The sequence below is a fragment of the Dictyobacter formicarum genome (assembly GCF_016587435.1).
The window spans coordinates 46803-69232 of sequence record NZ_BNJJ01000030.1 but is presented as its reverse complement, the minus strand read 5'-3'; the positions used below and the strand labels follow the sequence as shown (position 1 = coordinate 69232).

Here is a 22430-nt window from a genome sequence, read left to right as displayed (position 1 = left end):
CACGGTCGAACAGCGACCGTGTTGCACAATAAAACACCTTTTGAGCACCGAAGGTGCGAATCGTCGTAGGTGCTAGGCTTGCTCCAGCTTGAGGCACGAACCGCAGGTTTTTCAGACACTTTCTAGAACTTCTAACGTGGTGGCTACGGCAGGCAGGCTACTCGGCAATTGAATAGGAGAGAAAGTAGCCGCGCAGTGAGCGATGAATACGCCCGACGATATGCACCCCGTCCTCCAGGTGCTCTTCCTTTACGATATTGCCTCGGCGGTGGAAAAGCTCGACCAGATCCCCCTTGCGATAAGGAATGACGATGTCTACCTCATCCATATTCTCCGCCACAACCCGAGCAATAGTTTCCATTAAGGTATCCAGGCCCTGCTTCTTCAAAGCTGAAACCGGAACGGCATTGGGGTATAGGCTGGTATCGATGTCTTCGGGATCATCAACCAGATCAACCTTGTTCAGGGCCGTGACCCTTGGCTTGTCGGCGGCCTCCAGTTCTTCCAGGATCTCATTGACGGTTTCGTTCTGCTCGATGGCGTTCTCATGGTTGATATCTACAACCTCTAGTAGTATATCTGCTTCCACGACTTCTTCAAGTGTAGCTCGGAAGGCTGCAATCAGCTTGGTCGGTAGCTTCTGAATAAAGCCCACTGTGTCTGTTAACAAGATTTCCTGGTGATTGGGCAAGGTAATGTGGCGTGTGACCGGATCGAGCGTGGCAAAGAGCATATTCTCAACCAGCACGCCTGCTTCGGTCAATGCGTTAAAGAGGGTCGATTTGCCTGTATTGGTATAACCAACGACGGCAATTACCGGCATAGCCTGGGCCGCACGTTGACGGCGGTGAATGGCGCGCTGCTTGCGTACATCCTCGATCTCTTCTTTTAGCTCTGAGATACGACTACGAATACGCCGTCGATCAATCTCTAGCTTGGTTTCACCAGGACCGCGTACACCAATGGCGCCTCCCACTCCACCGGTAGCTCCTCGTGAACCACCTGCCTGGCGGGTAAATTCCACCTCCTGGCCGCTGAGTCGGGGCAAGCGATATTCCATCTGGGCCAGCTCTACCTGCAGGATGCCTTCACGGGTGCGAGCATGTTGAGCAAAGATATCGAGGATCAGCGCGGTACGATCGATAACGCGCGCATTGAGAACTTTTTCGAGATTGCGTTGCTGGGTAGGCGAAAGCTCATCATCAAAGATGATCAACTCACAATCGAGCTGTCTCTCGATATCGACAAGTTCCTGTAGACGTCCTTTTCCCAGATATGTCGCGGCATCGGGATGCGCCAGCCGCTGGCGCAACGTACCTACTACTTCAGCACCAGCCGTGCGGGCCAGCGCGCCCAATTCGTTGAGTGAGTCCTCTACACTCCAGACACTATCAGCGCTTGTAGCGTCAACCGCTACGAGATAGGCGCGCTCAGGTCCTCGACTGACACCAGTATCGATGAAACGTTCAGATTTTGTCGTAAGCAACCTCCGGTCTATTGCTAATACAAACAGTGTGCTATCGTGTATTGTATGAATTAGACCGGGAGAAAGCAAGTTTCACATTGCATTCAACTCAACTAGGGCAAACTGGGCAGGGATTTTATGAACAGGCTATTCACTTTAGCGAATAAGCTATTGGTGACTGCCTGGTTGTAAAAATCGTGCCAGCCCTGCAATTGATCGAGATGAATGTTTAAGCCAGGAACCAGGCCGGAACCCTGTACCAGCGAGGTTTGCAGACTTCCCAGAAAAGCGCCCAGGACGATCAGTAGCAAAAGCCAGAGCAGCCATGCTTCGACAAAGCCGATCGCGCCACCCACTAAGGTGTCACCCTGGCTGATAACCGGTGTGCTTCTAACTGCACCACGAATAAAGTTGCCAACAATGTGTACCACAAAAACACTACCAAAGAAAAGTACAATATAGGATATGAGGGGCGTTGCCGGGATGCCATTTGAGGATAGCATCTGGGTAAATTGGGGACCATACGCGTATGCAACCCAGAGACCTACGGGGAGACCAAGCAAGCTCACTAAACTAAAGACAGCTCCATTGCGAAAACCATTAAAAACTAACAGGGCGACTGTAGCAAGAAAGAGAATATCAATCCAGCTTAGAGACATCGCTTTATCCTCCCGGATCATAAAGTATTTACAGTTGAACAGCTGAGTCTATTATCATACATAATGATATAACGTGAGAAGGAGGTTTGTAACAAAAGGGATGTGAGTCTGGTCACATCCCTTTTGTTACTGGGATTCTCGTCGCTCGCCAGCCTGCGTGGGGGCGCGACGCCCCCAATCTCTTTTTTTGGCGTGCTGCAATCCATGCGCTGCGGCGCATGGATTGCAGCACGCCGGAAATTCTTTTGGCGCACCTGCGGTGCTCAAAACATCATGAATTTCTTTTAGCCGGTGATACCGGTGAAGTTGAAGCTTGCGACGCGTAGGGCAGGAGCTACAACTGTGAGATAATCGGCATATTGGATGCATTCACGGCCAAGTGCCGTTGTACCGCGTAAAACGTCCAGGATACTTTGTGTAAAGCGCAGATTTTTCACGGGTCGGGTAAGCTCTCCGTGCTCAATGAGAAATGTACCGTCTCGCGTCATACCTGTGAGCAGCGTCTTCACTGGATGCAATGAGTTTGTGTAGTGAAAGCGTGTCACATAGATACCATGATCGACACCTTTGATCAGTTCTTCGAGCGTTGCGTCTCCTGCCTCTAACATAAGGTTTAATGGCATCGGACCTTCGCTGTTCGGCGCTGGTAAGGCGTGACCGGTATTGGGCTTGCCTTCACGAGCAGCGGTAAACGAATCATAGACAACCGCTTTCGCTATGCCACGCTCGATGATGTTGACACGCTGCTTTGGCACGCCCTCATAGTCAAAGGACTGCGGCAGGCCAGCAGTGTCATGGCCATCGTCGTAGAGTGTAATCAATGGACTAGCCAGTTGCTTACCAAATTGACCATTCATAAAACTACGCTCTTCCTGCACGGCGGTCGCGGAGAGTCCCATGAAGATGAGATGTTGTAACATATCAGCGACGGCATAGGAGTCTAAGACAATAGGATATTCTCCGAGTTTGATATCGATCGGATTGCGACTGCGCTCTGCTTTGGAAACCGCCTCACGAGCCATGCATTCGAAGTCGAGTTTGTCCGCATTGGTGTCCATGCGCTGGGTATAGCCGGAGCCGTGCCCATCGGCCATCACAACAGCATGGCATTCCGCATCCGTACGTGGCTCATACGCGAAAATACCTAATGAGTTGGCAACCGCTATATGATGGGTGTTGGTCGAAAATGCGCCTGCGGATTCCAGATTATGCTCTTTCGCGAGTTGCACGATAATTCCAATCCGACGAGCTCGTTCCTCGGGCGTAAATTGGGCGGTACGCTCACTGTAGCTGGCCGCTGATACTATGGTGTCAGGCGTTGGCAGCGATTTGAATTCAGGATTCTCGGGTTGGATGCGCGCGATCGCAAACGCCTGCGCTGTGACTTTGCGCAGGGATTCGTCATCCAGGCGATTGGTGGTCGCCACACCAACACGCTTGCCTACCACGGCACGCACTCGTAATTCGTGATCGCACTCGGCTACATTCTGGTGAATATGGTTGGTCGCGAAACGGGTCAGTGCGCTCTCCGTGGCATTGAAAACCACCTCTGTCTGCTCGGCCTGGGAGTAGTGCAAAACTTTCTCAAGCAACGTGCGGACGCTTGCCTCATCAGAATACATGCTATTTACTCCCATTTCTATGACCACCGTCCAACGCCAACCTGCACATTGCGAAAACGTGCCGGGGCCGCTCCATGACCGGTGCGCATCACCTGCATCGGCTCACCTTTACCACAGTTGGGCGTGCCCCATACGGTCCACTCATCTAGACCACATACAGCATCACACGATCCCCAGAATTGCGGGGTTATGCCTGTATAGGTTGCATTTTTGTAGAGGCGTCCTAGCTTGCCATTCTTAATCTCATAGGCCAGTTCTACACCAAACTGAAAGTTCAGGCGACGATCATCAATACTCCAACTCTTATTAATGCTCATATAAAGCCCATCGGGGGTATCGGCGATCAGGTCATCGAGCTTCCAGGTGCCCGGTTCCAGGCTGACATTGGTCATACGGATCATTGGCAAACGGTTCCAGCCATCCGCCCGCACGCAGCCATTGCTGCTCAGGCCAATCAGAGGAGCCGTATCACGCGACATCAGGTAGCCACTAAAGATGCCCTGAGAAACGATCGGCGTGCGTTGAGCCGGTACCCCTTCGTCATCCCAACCAAAGGTGCCTAACGCTCCAGGAATGGTGGCATCGGCCGTTAAATTGACTACGTCTGACCCATAGCGATAGTTGCTGTTGAGCTTGTCCATGGTTAAGAAACTTTTGCCTACGAAGCCTGCTTCGTAACCCAGCACACGATCCAGTTCAATGGGATGGCCACAGGACTCATGAACCTGGAGAGCAGTCTGTGGGCCGTCCAGAATAATGGTGGTAATACCACTGGGGCATTGAGGAGCCGCCAGCAAGCGCACAGCCTCTTCGCCAATGCGGGCCCCGTGATTAACCAGGTCCATCGCTTCGATAAATTCATATCCAACGGTACCAGCCTGGCGACCAAAAGAATTGGGATAGGAGCGCGTCTGTAGCTCGTTACTCTCTGGATCTACTGCCGTGGCAGAGATGGCCGCTCCAGTATCGAATAGCTCTTGCTCGATTTCGCTACCCTCGGAACTGGCAAAGAACTTGCGCTCACGTGAGTATTCCATATTCGCGCTGGTGATGGCGACGCCTTCAATGCTTCTCATAGCGGCATCAGCATCCAGCAGCAACTGGACCTTCTGATTCAAGGGTACAGTAAATGGATCGATCTGCATTGGAGTGCGATACGAGCCAATTTGTGGTGGTAAAGCCGATAGGCGGACCGCTTCTCCAGCGACCAGCGAGCTCGCACGGGCAATCTGCACTGCCTGCCGGGCAATGCGCTCGGCTTCAGCATTATCCATCCGCGCACTGCTGGCAAACCCCCAGGCGCCATTCACAATCACACGCACATTAAAACCGCTGCTTGTCCCACTGGACACGCCCTCGACACGACCGTTTTTGACATCAATGCCTTCAGTTGTACGCTCCATAACGCGCACATCCACATAGCTTGCTCCGAATTGCCGAGCGGCATTGATAGCTCTGATTGCGAGATCACGCATGTATTTTTCTTTCTACTTCATGCAAACCAGCGCAAGATATATACACTTACCCAAAAAGGTTTGGGCAGCAGTAGACAACAGATATTGTAGTACTACATATCCTTGCTGCTTTTTGCCATTCCCTCTTTGAAATATAGTGGGTATACAATGCGCGTTGGCCGAACAACATACAGGTAGAAGTAACCGATTGCGTAACGTTCACGCATCGACAAAGTGGCACCCATACTTCTACCGCACTATCGTTGTGAGATCATGCTTTATTGTACGGGTTTTTCCACCCCCTGTCCACCTGCCAGGATGCAATTATGCATACCGATACGTGTATAGCCAGGAAAGACGCTCAAAGTATGCTATAATGGCCTCATTGTTTTTATAGCATGTGCGATTAAACACAGGCACAGAGATCAGACAGTAAGGAAGACAATGGAATACGGATCAGCCGCCCAAGTCGGGCAGTTACAATATGGAAGTCTGCAATTACCTCATGGCAACATCGACCTACCTGTTTTTATGCCGGACGCCACCCTGGGAGTCGTCCGTTCCACCGATGCTACCGATCTACAGAATTGCCAGATACAGGCCCTGGTCATGAATACCTTCCATTTGATGCAACGACCCGGCACATCCACGATCCAGGCCCTGGGAGGACTCCACACCATGAGCGGCTGGAGGGGTCCGATTGTGACTGACTCTGGCGGCTTCCAGGCATATTCATTGATTCAGCAGAATGCGAAGTTTGGTTCGCTGAGTGCGGATGGCATCATATTTAAACCAGAAGGTTCAGACCGCAAATTTCAGTTGACGCCGGAAAAGGCTATCCAACTGCAAATGAGCTATGGGGCCGACATCATTATGTGTCTGGACTATTGCACCCATGTAGATGCGGCCTACGATTTGCAAGCGGAGGCCGTGTCACGCACGATTGACTGGGCCAGGCGCAGTAAAAAAGAATATGAGCGCCTGCTCAAACAGAAAAAGCTAGCGGAGGAGAAGCGTCCATTGCTCTTTGGCGTCGTTCAAGGTGGGGGCTCTGAAGAGTTGCGTCGACGTTGTGCCGAGGCGTTGCTGGAAATTGGCTTTGATGGCTTCGGTTATGGCGGCTGGCCACTGGATAAACATGGCAATCTGCTGACCGATATTATCACTTATACACGCGGGCTGATACCCTCCCATTATCAGATGCATGCCCTGGGCGTGGGACACCCGGGTAGTATCGCGGAGCTAACACGCCTGGGCTATGGAATCTTTGATTGTGCCATGCCTACACGCGATGCGCGCCATGCCCGTCTCTATAGCTTTACCAGTGCCGCGACCTCTTTTTCAAGCGGCGAGAAGTGGTTCACCTATCTGTATATGAACGACGACAAATATATCAAAAATGATCGGCCAGTCTCGGAGTTTTGTGATTGCCTCTGCTGCACCCATTACTCGGCCGGCTACCTTCATCATCTCTTCAAAATTAACGATACGCTCTTTTTCCGCCTGGCGACCATCCACAATCTGCGCTTTATGACCATGCTGACACAACGTATAAGAGATCTGCATTATGCCTAGATTAGATAAAATGGCGCCCCTGGAACAGCTTGTGGCGGATGTCAGCCATAGTAGCAAATATAGAGATATCTGTCCTGAGCTTATCAGCGCCATTGGTGCACAGGAGTTGGCGAAACGGCGCAGCCTGAAAGAGGCGGTAAAGGCCACTAAAAATAAGCTTCATCAAATCGGGGGCGCCTACCTGGATGGGCGCGATAATCAGGTGAGTTGGCTGGCAGCTCTTAAGCAGGCCTTACAAACGGGACAACCCGATCAGGTCAAGCAAGCCTGTCGGCACATTATGGAATATCACGCCTCGACCCGCGAACGCTTGCCTATTCTTGATGAGTTCTACACCTCCATATTCGCGCAACTACCGCCCATCCATAGCATATTGGACATCGCCTGCGGCCTCAATCCACTCGCACTACCCTGGATGCCTCTGTTAGAACCATTTACCTACTATGCCTACGATATTTATCAAAACATGATGGATTTTCTGGCCGCCTATTTTGAGCTCATGCATATAGAAGGACACTGCCAGACCCGCGATGTCATTCAAGCCTGTCCAACTCAATCTGTGGACCTGGCTTTAGTACTCAAAGTACTTCCTTGCCTGGAACAACTCGATAAACATGCGGCTTACCGGCTTTTACATACTCTCAATGCACGCTATATCGTTGTTTCTTATCCGATCCAGAGTCTGGGTGGAAAAAGCAAAGGGATGGCCAGCTATTATGAGGAACATTTTAAGCGCCTCGTTAACGTCGACAACTGGCAGGTTCGTAAGCTGGAATTCTCTACAGAGCTTGTATTTCTGATTGATACATATGTGCAATAAATCATGGATTTTCTGACTTTTATCGAGTATTATTAAGTACAACGTTGAATATACAACTTATCTCTTGAAGGAGTTAGAGTATTTATGAGTATTCCTCGATCAGAATACCCACGCCCACAATTTGAACGCGCTGCATGGCAATGTCTCAATGGCGAATGGCAATTTGAAATTGATAATGGTGACAGCGGCCTGGAGCGCGGACTACTCAACAGAGAGTTAAAAGATCACATCACCATCCCCTTTTGTCCAGAATCAGAGCTCTCTGGCATCAATAATAAAGATTTTATGCATGCTGTCTGGTATCGCCGTAGTGTAACTATTCCTCGTGAATGGGAGGGGCAGCGTATTTTGCTGCATTTCCAGGCATCTGATTACGACACGACAGTGTGGGTAGATGGGGTTGAGGTAGGCCGTCATCGCGGTGGTTTTACGCCTTTCACCTGTGATCTGGGAACCGCCAGTGGCACCAAAACAATCGTCGTACGAGCGCGTGACGATCATCGACCGGCCCAACCACGAGGCAAGCAATCCCAGCGCTACTACGACTGGGGCTGCTTCTATGTTCGCACCACTGGCATCTGGCAAACGGTATGGATGGAGCCAGTGCCAGAGATTGCCCTGCGCCGTCCACGTATTACGCCCGATTTAGCCAATAGCCTGATTCGCCTGGAGCAACCGATCACGAATAACACTCCCGGACTGCGTCTGCGTGCCGAACTATCTGATAAAGATGGGGTCGTTGCTCAGGCTGAAACAGCTGCTGATTGGGATTTCTCGCCGCGCCTGGATCTGGCCATCCCTGCTGAGCGTCGCCATCTCTGGTCTATCCAGGATCCCCATCTTTATGATCTTACAATCACATTGGTAGACGCTGATGGTAAGGTCATAGATAGCGCTCGTAGCTACGCAGGCCTGCGCAGCGTCACCATTGATGGTCGCGCCATCAAAATCAACAATGAGGTTGTCTTCCAGCGCCTGGTCCTGGACCAGGGATACTATCCCGATGGTGTCCTGACAGCTCCAACCGATGAGGCTCTTAAACGTGATATCGAGTTGAGCATGGAAGCCGGCTTCAATGGTGCGCGCCTCCATCAAAAGGTCTTTGAAGAGCGCTTCTTGTATCACGCGGACAAGTTGGGCTACCTGGTCTGGGGCGAATTCCCTGACTGGGGCTCCGAGGGTCGTGTACCCTGGCAGGATGACAATACCTTCACACCGACCTTTGTGGCGCAATGGCTGGAAGCATTGGAGCGCGACTATTCGCATCCCGCCCTGATTGGATGGTGTGGGCTTAATGAGACTCACTATGACCGCCAGGAGAAAATCACTACTCTGGACGACGTTACGCGCGCCATGTTTCTGGCTGCCAAAGCCATGGATACCACCCGCCCTGTGCTGGATGCCTCTGGTTACGCCCACCGCGTCCCAGAGACCGATGTGTATGATTCCCACGACTATCTGACCGGCAAAGATTTCTGGGCCGATGTAGAGCGCTATAAAGAGCGTCATTCGCATATGGGTGAGGGTAAGGTACATACTAATCTACGTGATGGCCATGAGATGTCTTTACCTTATAATAACCAGCCCTACTTTGTCAGTGAATTTGGCGGTATCTGGTGGAGCGAGCAGGTTAAAAAAGGCGACAACAAATCAAGCTGGGGTTACGGTACTGCGCCCGATACCCACGAGGAATTCTATAAACGCTTCCAGGCACTCTGTGATGTCCTGCTGGATAATCCACATATGTTTGGCTATTGCTACACCCAGCTAACTGATGTCTCGGTTGAACAGAACGGTATCTTTACCTTTGATCGCCGTGCGAAATTCGACAATACACGCCTGCATGCGATTCAGGCCCGTCAGGCAGCTATCGAACAGGCGGCACAAAAAACTACCAGGTAGGTGCATACGTCAAGCACAAAAAAAGAGAGTAGTTGCCTTCGCAACTGCTCTCTTTTTATTTTATCTATCAGACAATATTTCGGCGGCCTAGCCTGCATCCTCATGCGAATCACGCTCGGCCTGACTTTCAAGGTTCTGACGTTTCTGTTCCTCTTCAGCGACAACATTTACCTGTTGCTCATCCGCCCCCCAATATAGTGGATGCCCCACCAGCAGAAGATCAACAGGCTAGCGGAAACAATAAAGATGAGTGGAGTAAAACCGATCAAGGAAGTGAAAGCACCGGCAAACAAGAGTACAGGAATGGTGCCCGCGCTATACAGCATAAATTGAAGGGAGAGCACACGCGCGCGTCCACTCTCCGGGGCGCGCTCTTGCATCAGCGTCTGGGTCGGAATATTCACGCAGGCCATGGCAACACCCAGGACAAAGAGCACCACAATGACGCCTAACAGGATGCCAAGCGATTCCGTTCCATGGGCGGGATTAATCCAATGGCCCAGCCATTCCAATCCAGGCAGAAGAATAAATCCAACGGCCAACGAGATAAAGCCAATTACGGTGAGACGGATACGCCCAACTTTTTCTACAAAGCGGGGCATCAAAACCGATGCGCCCACCAGGCCAACCGCAGCCGGCGTCAGGATAATCGACATATCTTCGGGAGGACGATTCAAGACCTGCTGCACAAAGGTACCCGCCAGCTCGCCAATGAGCTGCATCAGCACGCCTACTAGAGAGAGCTGAACAACCGAGAAGAACAACAGACGGTCCGCCCGCACAATCTTCCAACCTGTTATCATATCGCGCCAGAGGGTATGTAGCGCCTGCGTGGCCGCCGCATAGGCACCATCTGTCTCATGTTTATGCTTATGCTTATTGATATGATCTTCGTTAAAAACTTGCTCGGGAATGGCGAGGATAAGGCCCACACAGACAAGGTAGAATACCGCCACAATGACAAAAAGCATATCCGTCGATTCAACGTGAAAAGTACGAGAACCCAGGGCAAACGAGAAGGCAGGAAAAAGCTTGGCGACAACACTACCCAGTACCAGAAAGCCAATTGCTTGCGAGAGGGTCATTGAAATATTGAATAAGGACAGAGCCGGCATTAATTCTCGCTCACCAACTAGTAAAGGTATGGATGCGCCCTCGGCTGGAATGAAAAACTGACCAATCAGCGAGGTTAAAAACATCAGCCCGAATAATGGCCATGCATTTGAGCGATCAAGCAGCACCGACACGAACATTAATAACATGGTGCCCATGCGCAACAGATTACTCACCCATAGCACCTGGCGCTTATCTATACGATCGACAATCGCACCCGCAATGGCGCTAAATGGTATAGCGGGTAGCGTAAAGGCAATAATCGCCAGGCCAGCCATAAATGCTCCGTTTGGTGGCCTGTTAACCAGGACGATTAAGCCGAAATTAGCTGCATTCAGGATAGTCAGCGAGATCAATTGTGCTATCCACAGCAATAAAAAATTGCGGTTCTTTAATACATGGCGAAAGCTCGCCATACTCGCTTGTTGTTCACTATTAGCAGGCTGTTCGGTCTGCTCGGCAGGAATCGACATATAGCATTTGGCTCTCTTCTATGATGATCTTAAATTTGCACTTTTTTCTCTTACGATGGGACCCTCTATTCGGTATACGTATGATTATAAGCAAAAGTCAAAGATAAAGACATGTCAAATGGCCTATCTTTTCTTTCTTTCATGCCCTTCCATAACATTTTCCGCATGCCTGCTCCTCATCATAGCCAATTCATGCTATAATGAAGGACATGACCATGACACCGATTTCTCAAACACAAAAAAAAACGGATCTCCTCGCGCTCACGCTGCCACAATTACAACAGTGGCTCAAAGAACGGGGCGAGGCACCTTTCCGCGCCAAACAAATCTATAACTGGCTCTATCGCCAGCTCGAAACCGACTTCTCGGCTATGTCTAATCTGCCGCAGTCATTGCGTCAGCGCCTGTCTGAAGAAGCATGTATTGGACCCACTGTTATTCGTAGCGAACTGCATTCTAAAGACGATCGCACACGCAAAATTCTACTAGAGCTATCTGATGGCAAACTGGTCGAATCGGTGTTGATGCTGTATCCCCCCGTGAAAGAGAGCAGTTCTAGAGCAACCGTCTGTGTCTCCAGCCAGGCTGGTTGTGCCTTCGGCTGCACATTCTGCGCCACGGGCCAGATGGGCTTTGATCGCCATTTGAGCTCAGGTGAGATTGTCGCTCAGGTTCTTTTCTTCGCTCGCGAGCTACGAGCGGCTCCCTGGACCGCTGCAGGATTGCCTGGCAGCGCGCCTATCGATCATATTACAAATATTGTTTTGATGGGCATGGGTGAACCATTACATAATTATGCAAATGTCCTGCAGGCCTTACGCATCCTGAATAGCAGCGATGGCTTTAATCTGGGGGCACGCCATATGACGGTCTCGACCGTTGGTCTGGCACCCGCGATTCGCAAGCTAAGTCAGGAAAATCTGCAGATCAATCTGGCCATCTCGCTGCACGCTCCAACCGATGAACTGCGCAGCCAGACCATGCCGGTTAATCGCAAATATCCATTAGCCGAGCTCCTGGAGGCCTGTAAGGACTACATTGCCACCACAAAACGGCAGGTAACCTTTGAATATGTCTTACTGGCAGGGGTCAATGATACCGCCGAGTATGCGGAAAAACTGGCCGAGTTGCTGGCACCATTGAAGCAATTCGCGCATGTAAACTGCATTCCTGTCAACGCTACATCCGCCAGCTATCAAACCCCTGGACCAGATGCCATACGTGCGTTCCGCAATCTGCTGTTTGAGCGTGGCATTAGCAATAGTGTGCGGGCAGAACGTGGAGATGATATAGCTGCCGCCTGTGGACAGCTACGTACGCGCTTTGAAAATAGCCGAAAAACACCGGTCGTACCGGTAGTTACACCATAAACGTAGGCGCGTCCCTTGCGGGCGCTTCCTTGCTTTTTCTAAGAAAGTTGCTTGAAAGTCAGACATTTCGCGCCTTCGGCATCAAGCTGAGGCAAGCTCAGCACCTATGACGCTACGCACCTACGGTGCTTACAAATGTAATTTAGACGGATGATGGCACAAAAAAAGCGAGCTGAGCTCGCTTTTTTTGTGCCATCATCCGTCTAAATTACAGATGCGGCCGCGCATGCGGACGCCTGTGCGGGGGCACTCAACTTCCCCGACAGCGTGCAACGCGAACGCAGTAAAAAATAAAGGTGCCATGCACACAAGGAACCCCCTGCAATATGTATCGATGTGGCTCCAACTTAGTCGGCCACAATCATCGATTGTAGGGGGTTTCCTTCATGCGTAATTGATGCATATGTGAACTAGCGCTCTTTTGGCATTTTGCTCATGGTGCGGAGACAGCGGGTGCAGATGTTGACCACGCGTGGGGTACCATTGATCGCGATACGACGGCGCTGCACGTTCAGTACGAAACGACGGCGTGTGCGATGCTGCGAAAAGGGAACATTGTTGCCATACATTGGCTTACGTTCACAGATATCACAACGTCCTGCTGACATTACTTTTCTTCCTCCCGAAAGATGCAAGGGACACAAAATAATTCCTTCCTCAGACGGAAGGCCTCATTTTTGCCCTATATTCGTTTACTTGATTATCCTTGAAGCCTCTGGTATACTGCATCAAGAAAACTCGTGCGTGCACCGCCTGGATAATCCAAACACGTTATGCGAGTATAACCGATATTGGCTATTTTGGCAAGAGAGAAGACACATGCGTATGCCAAAAACATCTGCTATACAGCCACAGCACGGCTCACACCCTCGCGGGAAAATAGAAGTACTACCCAACGCCATCCATTCCATTGCAGTCGAAGCAACCCTGGCCTGCTATGGCGTCCTGGGCATAGCTTCTCCACACTTACGCAACGGGCAAGCGGTCATTCTGACACCCGAGCAGAGAAACCAGGGGGTACGCATTCAGATACTCAACGAGCAACTGACGATCGATGTCTATGTTGCACTTGAATATGGATTGCGTATTTCTGAAATTGCGCATAATATTATGAGCGCCGTCAAATTTTCGGTTGAGAAAATGCTCGGCACTCCTGTAACACAAGTTAATGTTAATGTCCAGGGACTAATCCATGGACCAGGACTAACAGAAAAGAAATAAAGGACAGAGGTAGCACAGCGGCTATGGAGGAAACAACACCACGCCCAATACTACGTCAACGGTCGAGACGCATTAGTGTCTTTGATGGACAGGATTTAAGGAAAGCGATCTTAGCCGGTGCAGCATGGCTGGAGGAAAACCGCGATACCATCAATGCACTTAATGTTTTTCCTGTACCCGATGGTGATACAGGATCAAACATGGCAGCAACGATGAAATCCGCCATTCGCAATATCACTCAGAGCGAGGAAAAATCGGCGGGGGCTATCGCCAGGCAGGTTGCCCATGATGCATTATTGGGAGCACGTGGAAACTCGGGCGTTATCTTATCGCAAACATTACGCGGTATAGCCGCTGGTCTGGAAAATAAAACAACCTTCAATGCACAGGATCTGGCAGAGGCTTTTCAGAAGGCGTCGGAGTTGGCCTACCGTGCGGTTCTTAAGCCGGTGGAAGGGACTATTCTGACGGTGGTGCGCGAGGTTGCCGAGGCGGCAAAGCGTAGCGCAGAGCATCAGAATGATCTGGTTATTGAGATGCAAGATATTGTTGCCGCTGCTCGCCAGGCGGTTGCTCGTACCCCCGAACTATTGCCTACCCTCAAACAGGCTGGCGTTGTGGATGCTGGCGGCCAGGGATTCTGCACCATCCTCGAGGGCGTCTTACGCTATATGCGCGGTGAAGCTACCAGCGGCATAAGCAGTCAAAGCAACCCACTTACGGCCACTTCTACATCTCCCACCACGCATGGTGAAACTCACACCAAAAAGGGACGCGTTACCATCGAAGAAGAATTTGGCTATGAAGTCGTTTTCCTCTTACGTGGCAGCAACCTGGATGTGGGAACCATTCGTCAAACGATCATAGACATGGGCGGCGTCTCAACCGTTGTAGCTGGCGATGAAACTATGCTTAAAGTACATACCCACACTTTAACGCCGGGCAAGATTCTGGATTACGGCGTTGGCCTGGGTAGCCTACTCGACATCAATATTGAAAATCTGCAGGAACAGAGCCTCACCTATGCGGCGGAGAGCGAGGCGGAACATGCCGGAGAAAATCAAGAAGAGCGGGAAGCTATGGCCAGCAATCAGTTGGCGACCGTAGCAGTAGTCTCAGGTGAAGGCTTTGAAAAGGTCTTCCGTGGCCTGGGCGTCAGTTCCATCGTCTCGGGCGGCCAGACCATGAATCCCAGTATTGAAGAGCTCCTGGATGCAGTAGAGAAAAATCCCGCCCAAAAGATTATTATTCTGCCCAATAATAGCAACGTCATTTTGAGTGCTCAACAGGTAGTCAATCTGAGCAACAAAGAAGTCTACGTTGTTCCCTGTAAAACTCTCCCCCAGGGAATCGCAGCTCTGATCAGCATCAACTACGAAGCGGATTTTGCCACTAATTGCGAAACGATGACAGAGGCCGCTCGCACCATTCAAACGGCAGAAATTACGACCGCCGTACGTTCAGTTCAGTTGGGAACGCTTCATGTCCGCGAAGGAGATTTCATTGGCGTTATCAATGGCAATCTCTCGGTGGCTAATTCTAATATGGAAGAGACCCTGCGCGACACGTTACAACGCATGAATATTGATAGATACGAAATCGTTACCATCTATTATGGTGAGGCAGTAACAGCTGAGCAAGCGCAAGAGACAGCCAGGCGCATCAAGACTGGCCATTCTCAACTTGAGATAGAAGTTGTAAATGGCGGTCAACCTTACTACGCCTATATTATTTCTGTTGAATAACGACTATTACAGATAAAGGTGTATTTTTTCTGTCCTACCCAAATAATTAACTTTATTTGTTTGCCAGAAACCAGACAGGAGTGATCCGCAGCATTTGTAGATAATGAACCAGCAGTGGATCACGTCCCACCGATTTTATTTTTCCCAGGAGGCCTGCAATGAGCATTCGCATCGTTACAGACAGCACCGCAGATATTTCGCCAGAGATGGCAGAAGCATTAGGCATTACCATTGTCCCGCTAACCGTTTTTTTTGGCGAAGAGGCATATCAAGATAATCTTGACCTGGATAACGCAACCTTTTATCAAAAATTACAGGCCAGCAAAGTGCTTCCCCGTACTTCGCAACCCTCTCCAGCACTCTTCCAGGAAGCTTACACCCGCTTGATCAAAGAGGGGGCAACCGGAATTTTATCGATCCATCTTTCATCACAGCTGAGTGGCACCTATCAATCTGCTCGTACCGCCTGGGAAACCCTGCCAGAAGAGGTACGCAGTGTACCTTTTGAGGCTATCGATTCCAAAAGTATCAGCGCTGGCATGTTTATGACTTTGAAAAAACTATCCGAAATGAATAATGCCAATACGAGCCTGGAAGAGCTCAAAGCGTATGCTGAAGATAGATTTTCACGTACTCGCATTCTGGCCGTTCTCGATACGCTGGAATTTGTTAAGCGCGGTGGCCGTATTGGCGGGGCCAAAGCCTTGCTGGGCAACATGCTCAGTGTCAAACCAGTTATCGCATTGAATAAAGAGGGTGTGGTAGTACCAATTGAACAGCCACGCACACGCAGCAAGGCCTTTGCGCGCACAGCCCAATTGCTGGCAGAAAGCGGACCAATTGAGGATATCGCCATCGCTGAGTCTAGCGCAGAGATTGGCCAACAACTGGCTGAAGCCCTCAAACCCGTTTATACGGGCGATATTCCTCAATATAAGTTGGGCGCGGTCCTTGGTACTCATACAGGTCCAGGCACGGTGGCTATCACCTTTGTGACTGGCAAACAATAATTATCCCGACTGGCTGGATACTGCACAACACGAAGCAGGCGCTTCATTGATATAATAAAAATACGCAACATCAGAGGTGTTGCGTATTTTTATTATATAAAGAATTTCTGGTGTTTTGCACCAGGAAAAAAAGAGATTGGGGGCGTCGCGTTCCCAGGCTGGCGGGCAACGAAAGACTTTGCGTGACAAGAGCAAGCCTGTTATGCACTGACGCTTGAAAACTCAGCTTTACAGCGTATGCGCAACACATACAGTGCAAACGGGATAAGTATTAAAGTATAGTTAACGGTTGCTTGAATAAGCTCCTAACCATTGACTATACCGGGGTCGTCACGTACAATAGTAGTACCAGCGTGTGTCTTTTTGTATACACAGTGGAAACACCCAGCGTGTTGTATATGTTATGTGCGCAAGCATATGCCAGGTTTAAACTGGAAAAGTTGAACAATTGCCTGCGCATACACACCGCAGATATCTGCACAAAAGCGATTGAGTTCATGTAGTTCGTTGACAGGATGACATCTAGCTACGACAAAAGTAGCTTCAACCAACAACATTTTCGTTGGCATCAGCCATGCAATCAACATGGCGTAAACTGCGAAGGAGGAACGACTGTGGGTATGTTACGGGTGATGTCACGGCGCGGCGATGATCGCCTTACCTGGGATGAGCAGAAAATTCAAGCAGGTGATCCCGAAGCAGTAGCGGCCGTAAAAGAGGCAGAACGGATCTTCGAGCAAGAGAGAGCGAAAGGCGCAACAGCATTTCGTGTCATCGATGGCAATCCGGTACAACGCATAGATAAATTCGACGCCACAGCAGAACAAATAGTTCTGGTACCACGAGTCGTTGGAGGATGAACTTCGCGTCCCTGGCCATTTCTGTCCTGTGTTGGACAATCATTGCTCTCACGATCACACCAGTTATATGGTTGTTCTTACTTCCATATCTAAAAGGGTTGACTCGTGCAGAGCGACAGGCGGCCAATTTGTTACGCGATATGCTTACACCAGAGCAATTTCGCCAACTTCTCTGGCGCGGCTATTTGGAGATACCAAGTCCAAGTGAGCCAAAATGGACATATCGCGTACCCAGAACTAAAGGCTATGTTCAGGTGTTAGAAAGCGGTCATGCGATCATGCGCTTATGCCTACAACCTGCGGAGTATCTACCTGATGCTGATGTTGTAGTACTACACAAGTTAATGATCGAGGCAAATGAGGAAGTATACTTACAAAAAGCGAATAAATACGCCTGCCATGATTGAGAACATAGGATGATTTATATAGTCCTGGGTGCGTTGTACCATATTCTTGATGCGTCAGATACAACACCCATAGGGGCGTGAGTACTACGCCCCTATTTCTTTCTGTCCACGTTTCCACGTGTTTCTCGAGCCTGCAGACATATCATGAATGGTTGCCTGCTCCATAGCTAGTGTTACTCTCCTTCATCATCTGCTTCTTCAATTTGCACGATTTCACGATGTCCATTCTGCTTGACACAAGCATGGGGTCCTCCATCAAGAGGGGTATGGCACAACGGGCAAACGGGACGCCCCGCAACTACTACAGCCTGGATAGTACTGGAGAGATCTTGCGCCTGCTGTTGAGTAAAGCTCATCAGTATTTGCTCTTCTTCGTTCATAGTAATTTCAGGCTCCCGCATATCCTCCAGCGAAATACTCAATGGAGTAATCAGCAAAGAGAAAAATGAATCCTGCTCATCAAAGCTCAGGCGCATCTGGCCCACTTGTACCTCGTAGTTTGGATAGCGTGGAAAATCAGCCGGCATGGCCTCTGCGGCCATTATGCCTCCGGCCCGTGCCTCTGTACGTAGCACCTGGCCCTCAGTGATGAGAGCCAGTGTACGATCTAGCGCCTCAGACAGACCAGCTAGCTGCTCTTTTTCCAGCCACATGATCGCTGAAGCCTCTCTACTCCGCGCAAATATGCGAAAGCGTCGTTGCCCGGGTTGACCAACGGCATCAGCGCCAATAATTGATACACGTCCTAAATCTGTGCCCATTTTTCACCTCATCAATATCCACGCGCAGGATCATAACGATTGATCAGTGGCTCGCCGGTCCGATAGCGTCGCAGATTGTTGGCAAACAGTTCGGTCAGACGCCGATCATAGTGCACACTATCACCCGAAATATGCGGAGTCAAAATGATGTTGGGTAGAGAGAACAGCGGACTGCTCGGCGGTAGTGGTTCCTCCTGTGTCACATCCAGGCCCGCACCAGCAATCCAGCCTTCTTTTAGAGCACGAATCAGCATCTTCTCATCGATGATCTGGCCACGAGCGACGTTGACCAGATAGGCATGTGGTTGCATAGCCCGTAGTTCTGGCTCACCAATCAACTTTTCCGTTTGCGGCGTCAAAGGTACAGATAATACAACATAATCACTACGCCGCAACATATCCTGCAAGCGATCCATCGGATAGAGCTGATCTACATCTGGATCGGTCATTCCGGGCTCAACGCTACGACGGGTGGCTAATACACGCATCCCAAAAGCACGGCCTAATTGCGCGATACGACGGCCAATACTGCCCAGACCAACAATTCCTAGCGTCTGATCTACCAGTTCGCGCCCTCCGAGTTTGTACCAGTTTACACTATGAGGCCACACATGCCGATCCTGCAAGCGCACCATTTCAGGCCAGGTCCGATTAAACATGAGCATACTGCCAAAGACATATTCGCCAATCGTTGAAGCATGAATACCAACGGCGGTTGTAACGATTACACGATCAGGCTCATCTAAAATTCCTGATGGGCGCAAGCCATCGACACCCGCTCCTGAGGCCTGTAGCCAGCGCAATTGAGGCGCGAGAACGCGCCAGTTGTTGGGAACCCAGTATGAGCAGAGAATCTCAGCTTCCTTTAAGCGCTCAAGAAACTCTTCCTTGTTTGTGATACAAAGTACATCAGTTTGCCCTGCCTCACGCAAAATAGCCTGTGATGCTGTTGTAAACTGGAATGTACTGATAATTTTTCCGTAATCAGTCATACAACCTCCTCTTTCGGTCTGGTGCGTTCAATTATTTTGCCATGCAGCTTGATAGCGCACTTACCCGGACAGGCGAGACAAATCATAGGTTTTGCTCGGCCTGCCATAAATATGGCTGCTTGCAGGTGGCATAAACAACGCGTCTCCCATCCTATACCAGTCTAATTCATGGCCAGAACTGCTAGCAATACTATTATAATTGTTAAAAACTTTTTGAACTATCGGGTCCTCCACTTGTATCATGCCAATCTCAGCCACTAATTTAGTGTTAATCCGCTCCCTTCATACATTATATGATGCAATTAACATTTTTAATGCATACTTAACACCCAGGGGCAAAACTTTATGTTAAAGTATATCTATAAAGATGATCCTGAGATAGCTGCGTTTCCAGTATCTTCAGAATGCGTACAAAGGTTCTCTTTAGCGAAGATCTCCTGTAGAGCAGTCTGAATTTTAAAATGCGTTTCTTTTGATACATATAACACACCATCGGCGTATCAAAAGTCCAATGGGTGCTTTAAGCAAGGTAGTTTAGGGGGGGCTGACGTGGAACACACACAAGATTTTCTGCATCCTTCATCCGCCGGAACTCAAAGAATTTGGCCTACGATGGGAAATCATCAACTGATCATTTTTACCCAATTGCTGCAAGCAATAGCAGGTATGCAACGTATCGATGAGCTATTGCAGTGGACAGCGAACGTATTAGTTCAACGCCTGGAATTAGAAGCTGTACAAATCTGGTCCCTCCAGGACGATTGCTTCAGACAAATATCTATCAAGCAATGTATCACTGCATGTCGTCAGGTTAATATACCTAAACAGATATTGATCAATTCCCATGTAGCTGAAGCAGCTAAACGTCTTTGCAATGAACATTATACCGTCACTATACCACAAGTTACTGAGGCCATCTTTTCTTCACAGGCTGCCCACCACCTTACAAGATATAATCTGAATTATTGGGCCTGCTATCAGCTAACGAACAGCCTACCTATCCAATCAGCAGGCTATCAATATCCCTTGAACAGGTTCAATCTCTCCACCTATACGCTGATTTCTTTTTTTACACGTCAGCCACCTAATCCACGCCTCATTCCTACCATTGGATATATCATGGAACAGGTTATCAACCTGGCATACAATCGTGGTCTGTTGCTACCAGAAAAACAGTTATTATTGCAGGCTCCTGCTCAAGCAGCGAAAGCAGATGCGCTACTGATGAAGCTCATTCCACAGCGCAATTTTGACAATGAGGCCAATCAGGGAAAACATGTTCAGGTGATCACCAGCCGCCAGGTACGGCGTCTGTATCTTTCTATTGATGGACGTCGCAATCTGGCTAATCTGGCTGTATTGACACAATTGCATCAACAGGCTTTCATGCAGGCTCTGCGTTCACTGCTCACGCAAGAGCGAATTCAGTTATATGAACCCGATGGGCATTTTGTCGATGGCGTCACTGTTTTAAGCGCTCTGTAGCCAGCGTTTCAGTTGGGTGACAGCAACAACATGATCCGAAAGTATCACATTGCTGATACTTTCGGAGATTGAGAAGTGAACAATTCTCATGTATCCTTGTATTTGCACACAGGAATGAGCATATCTCGTATAATTTGGTACATTTCACAGGCTCCATCAAGGTGCGCTGCTCATTATATTAATATCAGGGGTTGGGAGGGTATTGTGGTCTGGCACGTGTTTCTTCAGGGTTTAGAGCTCGCTTATCTACCAATTATTTTCTTGATGGCCGCTCAAGCGATCTTCAATATCCGCCTGCATCTGTTCATCTGGGAAGCGCCAGAACACGCCTGGCTTAATCATGCCTCTACTATCTATCGGCATCCTCAGCTCTCTTTTACTATCCTGCTTCCAGCTCGCCATGAAGAAAATGTATATGGAGAGACCATTCAAAGGGTCTACGATCTCAATTATCCCAGGGAACTCCTCCAGATCATAGCCATCTGTCGTGAAGATGACCCCGGCACTATTGCAGAGGCACAAACTAAGATCGATGAATTTGGACATCCAAATGTACAGTTACTGATCTTTAATGATGAGCCAGTTAATAAGCCTCATGGCCTGAATCTGGCCTTGCAGGTAGCAACAGGCGATATGGTCACCATTTTTGATGCGGAAGATGAACCACATCCAGATATCCTGAATGTGATTAACACAACTGTACTCAATGAGCACGTTGAGGTTGTTCAAAGTGGTGTGCAACTCATGAATCACAATACCAGGTGGTTTTGCTTCTTCAATGTGCTGGAGTATTTCTTCTGGTTTAAATCTTCGATGCACTTTTTTGCCAGAATTGGTATGACGCCATTGGGTGGCAATACAGTTTTTGTGCGTCGCGAGACCCTCGAGCAACTGGGGGGATGGGATGAACATTGCCTGACAGAAGATGCCGATCTAGGCATTCGTCTCTGCCTGGCACACACACGCTTGCGCATTATCTATGATGATGAATTTGTGACACGCGAAGAGACTCCTCCTACACTGCGCCAGTTTATCCGGCAGCGTACACGCTGGAACCAAGGTTTTATCCAAATACTCCTCAAAGGCGATTGGAGACGACTGGATAAGATGTCGCAGCGCTTGCTAGCCTGCTATATACTCATTCTCCCGGAGTTACAAGCCTTTTTTGCTTTGCTGGTGCCCGTATCTCTGGTCATGTTCTTCTTTGTCAAATTACCCATCTGGTTCGCCATGCTGACCTTTCTGCCACTGTACTGTTTTATATTCTCAATCTTTATCGATCTGGCTGCCCTCTACGAATTCGTGCGCGCCCACAAACGTCGCTGGCGCTGGCACGAAGCCATTATCTTGATTCTGGCTTTCTTTCCCTATCAGGCTATTTTGAGTCTGAGTGCCATACGCGCGGTCTTCCGCCATCTGACTGGCTCATCCAACTGGGAAAAAACGGTCCATATGGGGCTGCATCGAACGGAGGCTGTATGAGAAGAGAACAAAAG

19 protein-coding genes are annotated in these 22430 nt (G+C 49.5%); 11 read left to right on the top strand and 8 right to left on the bottom strand.

The genetic code is table 11. The features are described from left to right. Positions 1-157 precede the first annotated feature (157 nt). The 4 genes from hflX to JMI88_RS34400 all read right to left on the bottom strand — a co-directional run bounded on the left by hflX (position 158) and on the right by JMI88_RS34400 (position 5221). On the bottom strand, positions 158-1486 hold the full coding sequence (hflX, locus tag JMI88_RS34415) for a GTPase HflX (protein ID WP_236023192.1): 1329 nt from the start codon (positions 1484-1486) through the stop codon (positions 158-160). Positions 1487-1578: 92 nt separating this feature from the next. Beyond that, positions 1579-2124 carry a CvpA family protein gene (locus JMI88_RS34410; protein ID WP_201366562.1) on the bottom strand — a complete coding sequence of 182 codons (546 nt, stop codon included), beginning with the start codon at positions 2122-2124 and terminating at the stop codon, positions 1579-1581. 284 nt (positions 2125-2408) lie between these two features. Further along, positions 2409-3746: a TldD/PmbA family protein gene (locus tag JMI88_RS34405; RefSeq protein WP_201366561.1), complete on the bottom strand. Its 1338-nt coding sequence runs from the start codon at positions 3744-3746 to the stop codon at positions 2409-2411. 17 nt (positions 3747-3763) lie between these two features. Then, positions 3764-5221, bottom strand: a complete 1458-nt coding sequence (locus JMI88_RS34400) for a TldD/PmbA family protein (protein WP_201366560.1) — start codon at positions 5219-5221, stop codon at positions 3764-3766. Between the two features lie 423 nt (positions 5222-5644). Between JMI88_RS34400 and tgt the strand changes: the two genes are divergently transcribed. The 3 genes from tgt (at position 5645) to JMI88_RS34385 (ending at position 9497) form a co-directional block, all read left to right on the top strand. Further along, positions 5645-6775, top strand: coding sequence for a tRNA guanosine(34) transglycosylase Tgt (tgt, locus tag JMI88_RS34395; protein ID WP_201366559.1), 1131 nt, complete (start codon positions 5645-5647; stop codon positions 6773-6775). Continuing rightward, entirely contained in the window at positions 6768-7595 is an 828-nt protein-coding gene (rmt, locus tag JMI88_RS34390; RefSeq protein WP_201366558.1) for a class I SAM-dependent methyltransferase, read from the top strand. Before tgt ends, rmt begins: the two co-directional genes overlap by 8 nt. Before the next feature lie 84 nt (positions 7596-7679). After that, on the top strand, positions 7680-9497 hold the full coding sequence (locus tag JMI88_RS34385; RefSeq protein ID WP_201366557.1) for a glycoside hydrolase family 2 protein: 1818 nt from the start codon (positions 7680-7682) through the stop codon (positions 9495-9497). Positions 9498-9664: 167 nt separating this feature from the next. Here JMI88_RS34385 and JMI88_RS34380 read toward each other — a convergent pair whose 3' ends face one another. After that, positions 9665-11083: an MFS transporter gene (locus tag JMI88_RS34380; protein WP_201366556.1), complete on the bottom strand. Its 1419-nt coding sequence runs from the start codon at positions 11081-11083 to the stop codon at positions 9665-9667. 215 nt (positions 11084-11298) lie between these two features. Between JMI88_RS34380 and rlmN the strand changes: the two genes are divergently transcribed. Beyond that, positions 11299-12453, top strand: coding sequence for a dual-specificity RNA methyltransferase RlmN (gene rlmN, locus JMI88_RS34375; RefSeq protein WP_201366555.1), 1155 nt, complete (start codon positions 11299-11301; stop codon positions 12451-12453). A 410-nt stretch (positions 12454-12863) separates the two neighbouring features. Here rlmN and rpmB read toward each other — a convergent pair whose 3' ends face one another. Continuing rightward, complete coding sequence (gene rpmB, locus JMI88_RS34370) at positions 12864-13061, bottom strand: 50S ribosomal protein L28 (RefSeq protein ID WP_201366554.1); 198 nt, start codon at positions 13059-13061, stop codon at positions 12864-12866. A gap of 217 nt (positions 13062-13278) precedes the next feature. Here rpmB and JMI88_RS34365 point away from each other — a divergent pair, with 217 nt between their 5' ends. The 5 genes from JMI88_RS34365 to JMI88_RS34345 all read left to right on the top strand — a co-directional run bounded on the left by JMI88_RS34365 (position 13279) and on the right by JMI88_RS34345 (position 17696). Continuing rightward, a complete protein-coding gene (locus JMI88_RS34365) occupies positions 13279-13674 on the top strand; it encodes an Asp23/Gls24 family envelope stress response protein (protein WP_201366553.1) in 396 nt (131 codons plus the stop codon). 23 nt (positions 13675-13697) lie between these two features. Next, positions 13698-15419 carry a DAK2 domain-containing protein gene (fakA, locus tag JMI88_RS34360; protein WP_201366552.1) on the top strand — a complete coding sequence of 574 codons (1722 nt, stop codon included), beginning with the start codon at positions 13698-13700 and terminating at the stop codon, positions 15417-15419. Between the two features lie 158 nt (positions 15420-15577). After that, on the top strand, positions 15578-16429 hold the full coding sequence (locus JMI88_RS34355) for a DegV family protein (RefSeq protein ID WP_201366551.1): 852 nt from the start codon (positions 15578-15580) through the stop codon (positions 16427-16429). Positions 16430-17049: 620 nt separating this feature from the next. Further along, a complete protein-coding gene (locus tag JMI88_RS34350) occupies positions 17050-17289 on the top strand; it encodes a hypothetical protein (protein WP_236023194.1) in 240 nt (79 codons plus the stop codon). Continuing rightward, on the top strand, positions 17286-17696 hold the full coding sequence (locus JMI88_RS34345; protein WP_201366549.1) for a hypothetical protein: 411 nt from the start codon (positions 17286-17288) through the stop codon (positions 17694-17696). The genes JMI88_RS34350 and JMI88_RS34345 overlap by 4 nt, the downstream gene beginning before the upstream one ends. Positions 17697-17869: 173 nt before the next feature. On the opposite strand, the gene JMI88_RS34340 is transcribed toward JMI88_RS34345, so the two are convergent. Together JMI88_RS34340 and JMI88_RS34335 are read right to left on the bottom strand one after the other, a co-directional pair. Next, the gene (locus tag JMI88_RS34340) at positions 17870-18457 is read right to left on the bottom strand and encodes a DUF3090 family protein (protein WP_201366548.1); all 588 of its coding nucleotides are present in this window, start codon (positions 18455-18457) and stop codon (positions 17870-17872) included. An 11-nt stretch (positions 18458-18468) separates the two neighbouring features. Beyond that, on the bottom strand, positions 18469-19449 hold the full coding sequence (locus tag JMI88_RS34335; RefSeq protein WP_201366547.1) for a D-2-hydroxyacid dehydrogenase: 981 nt from the start codon (positions 19447-19449) through the stop codon (positions 18469-18471). Positions 19450-20061: 612 nt separating this feature from the next. On the opposite strand from JMI88_RS34335, the gene JMI88_RS34330 reads away from it, so the two are divergent. After that, positions 20062-20934, top strand: coding sequence for a hypothetical protein (locus tag JMI88_RS34330; RefSeq protein ID WP_201366546.1), 873 nt, complete (start codon positions 20062-20064; stop codon positions 20932-20934). A gap of 204 nt (positions 20935-21138) precedes the next feature. Next, complete coding sequence (locus JMI88_RS34325) at positions 21139-22416, top strand: glycosyltransferase (RefSeq protein WP_236023191.1); 1278 nt, start codon at positions 21139-21141, stop codon at positions 22414-22416. Positions 22417-22430 lie beyond the last annotated feature (14 nt).

Excerpts from the sequence above, each read along its gene's own strand:
- JMI88_RS34410 (WP_201366562.1), bottom strand. The coding sequence starts at position 2,124 with ATGTCTCTAAGCTGGATTGATATTCTCTTTCTTGCTACAGTCGCCCTG.
- JMI88_RS34405 (WP_201366561.1), bottom strand. The coding sequence starts at position 3,746 with ATGTATTCTGATGAGGCAAGCGTCCGCACGTTGCTTGAGAAAGTTTTG.
- JMI88_RS34400 (WP_201366560.1), bottom strand. The coding sequence starts at position 5,221 with ATGCGTGATCTCGCAATCAGAGCTATCAATGCCGCTCGGCAATTCGGA.
- tgt (WP_201366559.1), top strand. The coding sequence starts at position 5,645 with ATGGAATACGGATCAGCCGCCCAAGTCGGGCAGTTACAATATGGAAGT.
- rmt (WP_201366558.1), top strand. The coding sequence starts at position 6,768 with ATGCCTAGATTAGATAAAATGGCGCCCCTGGAACAGCTTGTGGCGGAT.
- JMI88_RS34385 (WP_201366557.1), top strand. The coding sequence starts at position 7,680 with ATGAGTATTCCTCGATCAGAATACCCACGCCCACAATTTGAACGCGCT.
- JMI88_RS34380 (WP_201366556.1), bottom strand. The coding sequence starts at position 11,083 with ATGTCGATTCCTGCCGAGCAGACCGAACAGCCTGCTAATAGTGAACAA.
- rlmN (WP_201366555.1), top strand. The coding sequence starts at position 11,299 with ATGACACCGATTTCTCAAACACAAAAAAAAACGGATCTCCTCGCGCTC.
- rpmB (WP_201366554.1), bottom strand. The coding sequence starts at position 13,061 with ATGTCAGCAGGACGTTGTGATATCTGTGAACGTAAGCCAATGTATGGC.
- JMI88_RS34365 (WP_201366553.1), top strand. The coding sequence starts at position 13,279 with ATGCCAAAAACATCTGCTATACAGCCACAGCACGGCTCACACCCTCGC.
- fakA (WP_201366552.1), top strand. The coding sequence starts at position 13,698 with ATGGAGGAAACAACACCACGCCCAATACTACGTCAACGGTCGAGACGC.
- JMI88_RS34355 (WP_201366551.1), top strand. The coding sequence starts at position 15,578 with ATGAGCATTCGCATCGTTACAGACAGCACCGCAGATATTTCGCCAGAG.
- JMI88_RS34350 (WP_236023194.1), top strand. The coding sequence starts at position 17,050 with ATGTTACGGGTGATGTCACGGCGCGGCGATGATCGCCTTACCTGGGAT.
- JMI88_RS34345 (WP_201366549.1), top strand. The coding sequence starts at position 17,286 with ATGAACTTCGCGTCCCTGGCCATTTCTGTCCTGTGTTGGACAATCATT.
- JMI88_RS34340 (WP_201366548.1), bottom strand. The coding sequence starts at position 18,457 with ATGGGCACAGATTTAGGACGTGTATCAATTATTGGCGCTGATGCCGTT.
- JMI88_RS34335 (WP_201366547.1), bottom strand. The coding sequence starts at position 19,449 with ATGACTGATTACGGAAAAATTATCAGTACATTCCAGTTTACAACAGCA.
- JMI88_RS34330 (WP_201366546.1), top strand. The coding sequence starts at position 20,062 with ATGGGAAATCATCAACTGATCATTTTTACCCAATTGCTGCAAGCAATA.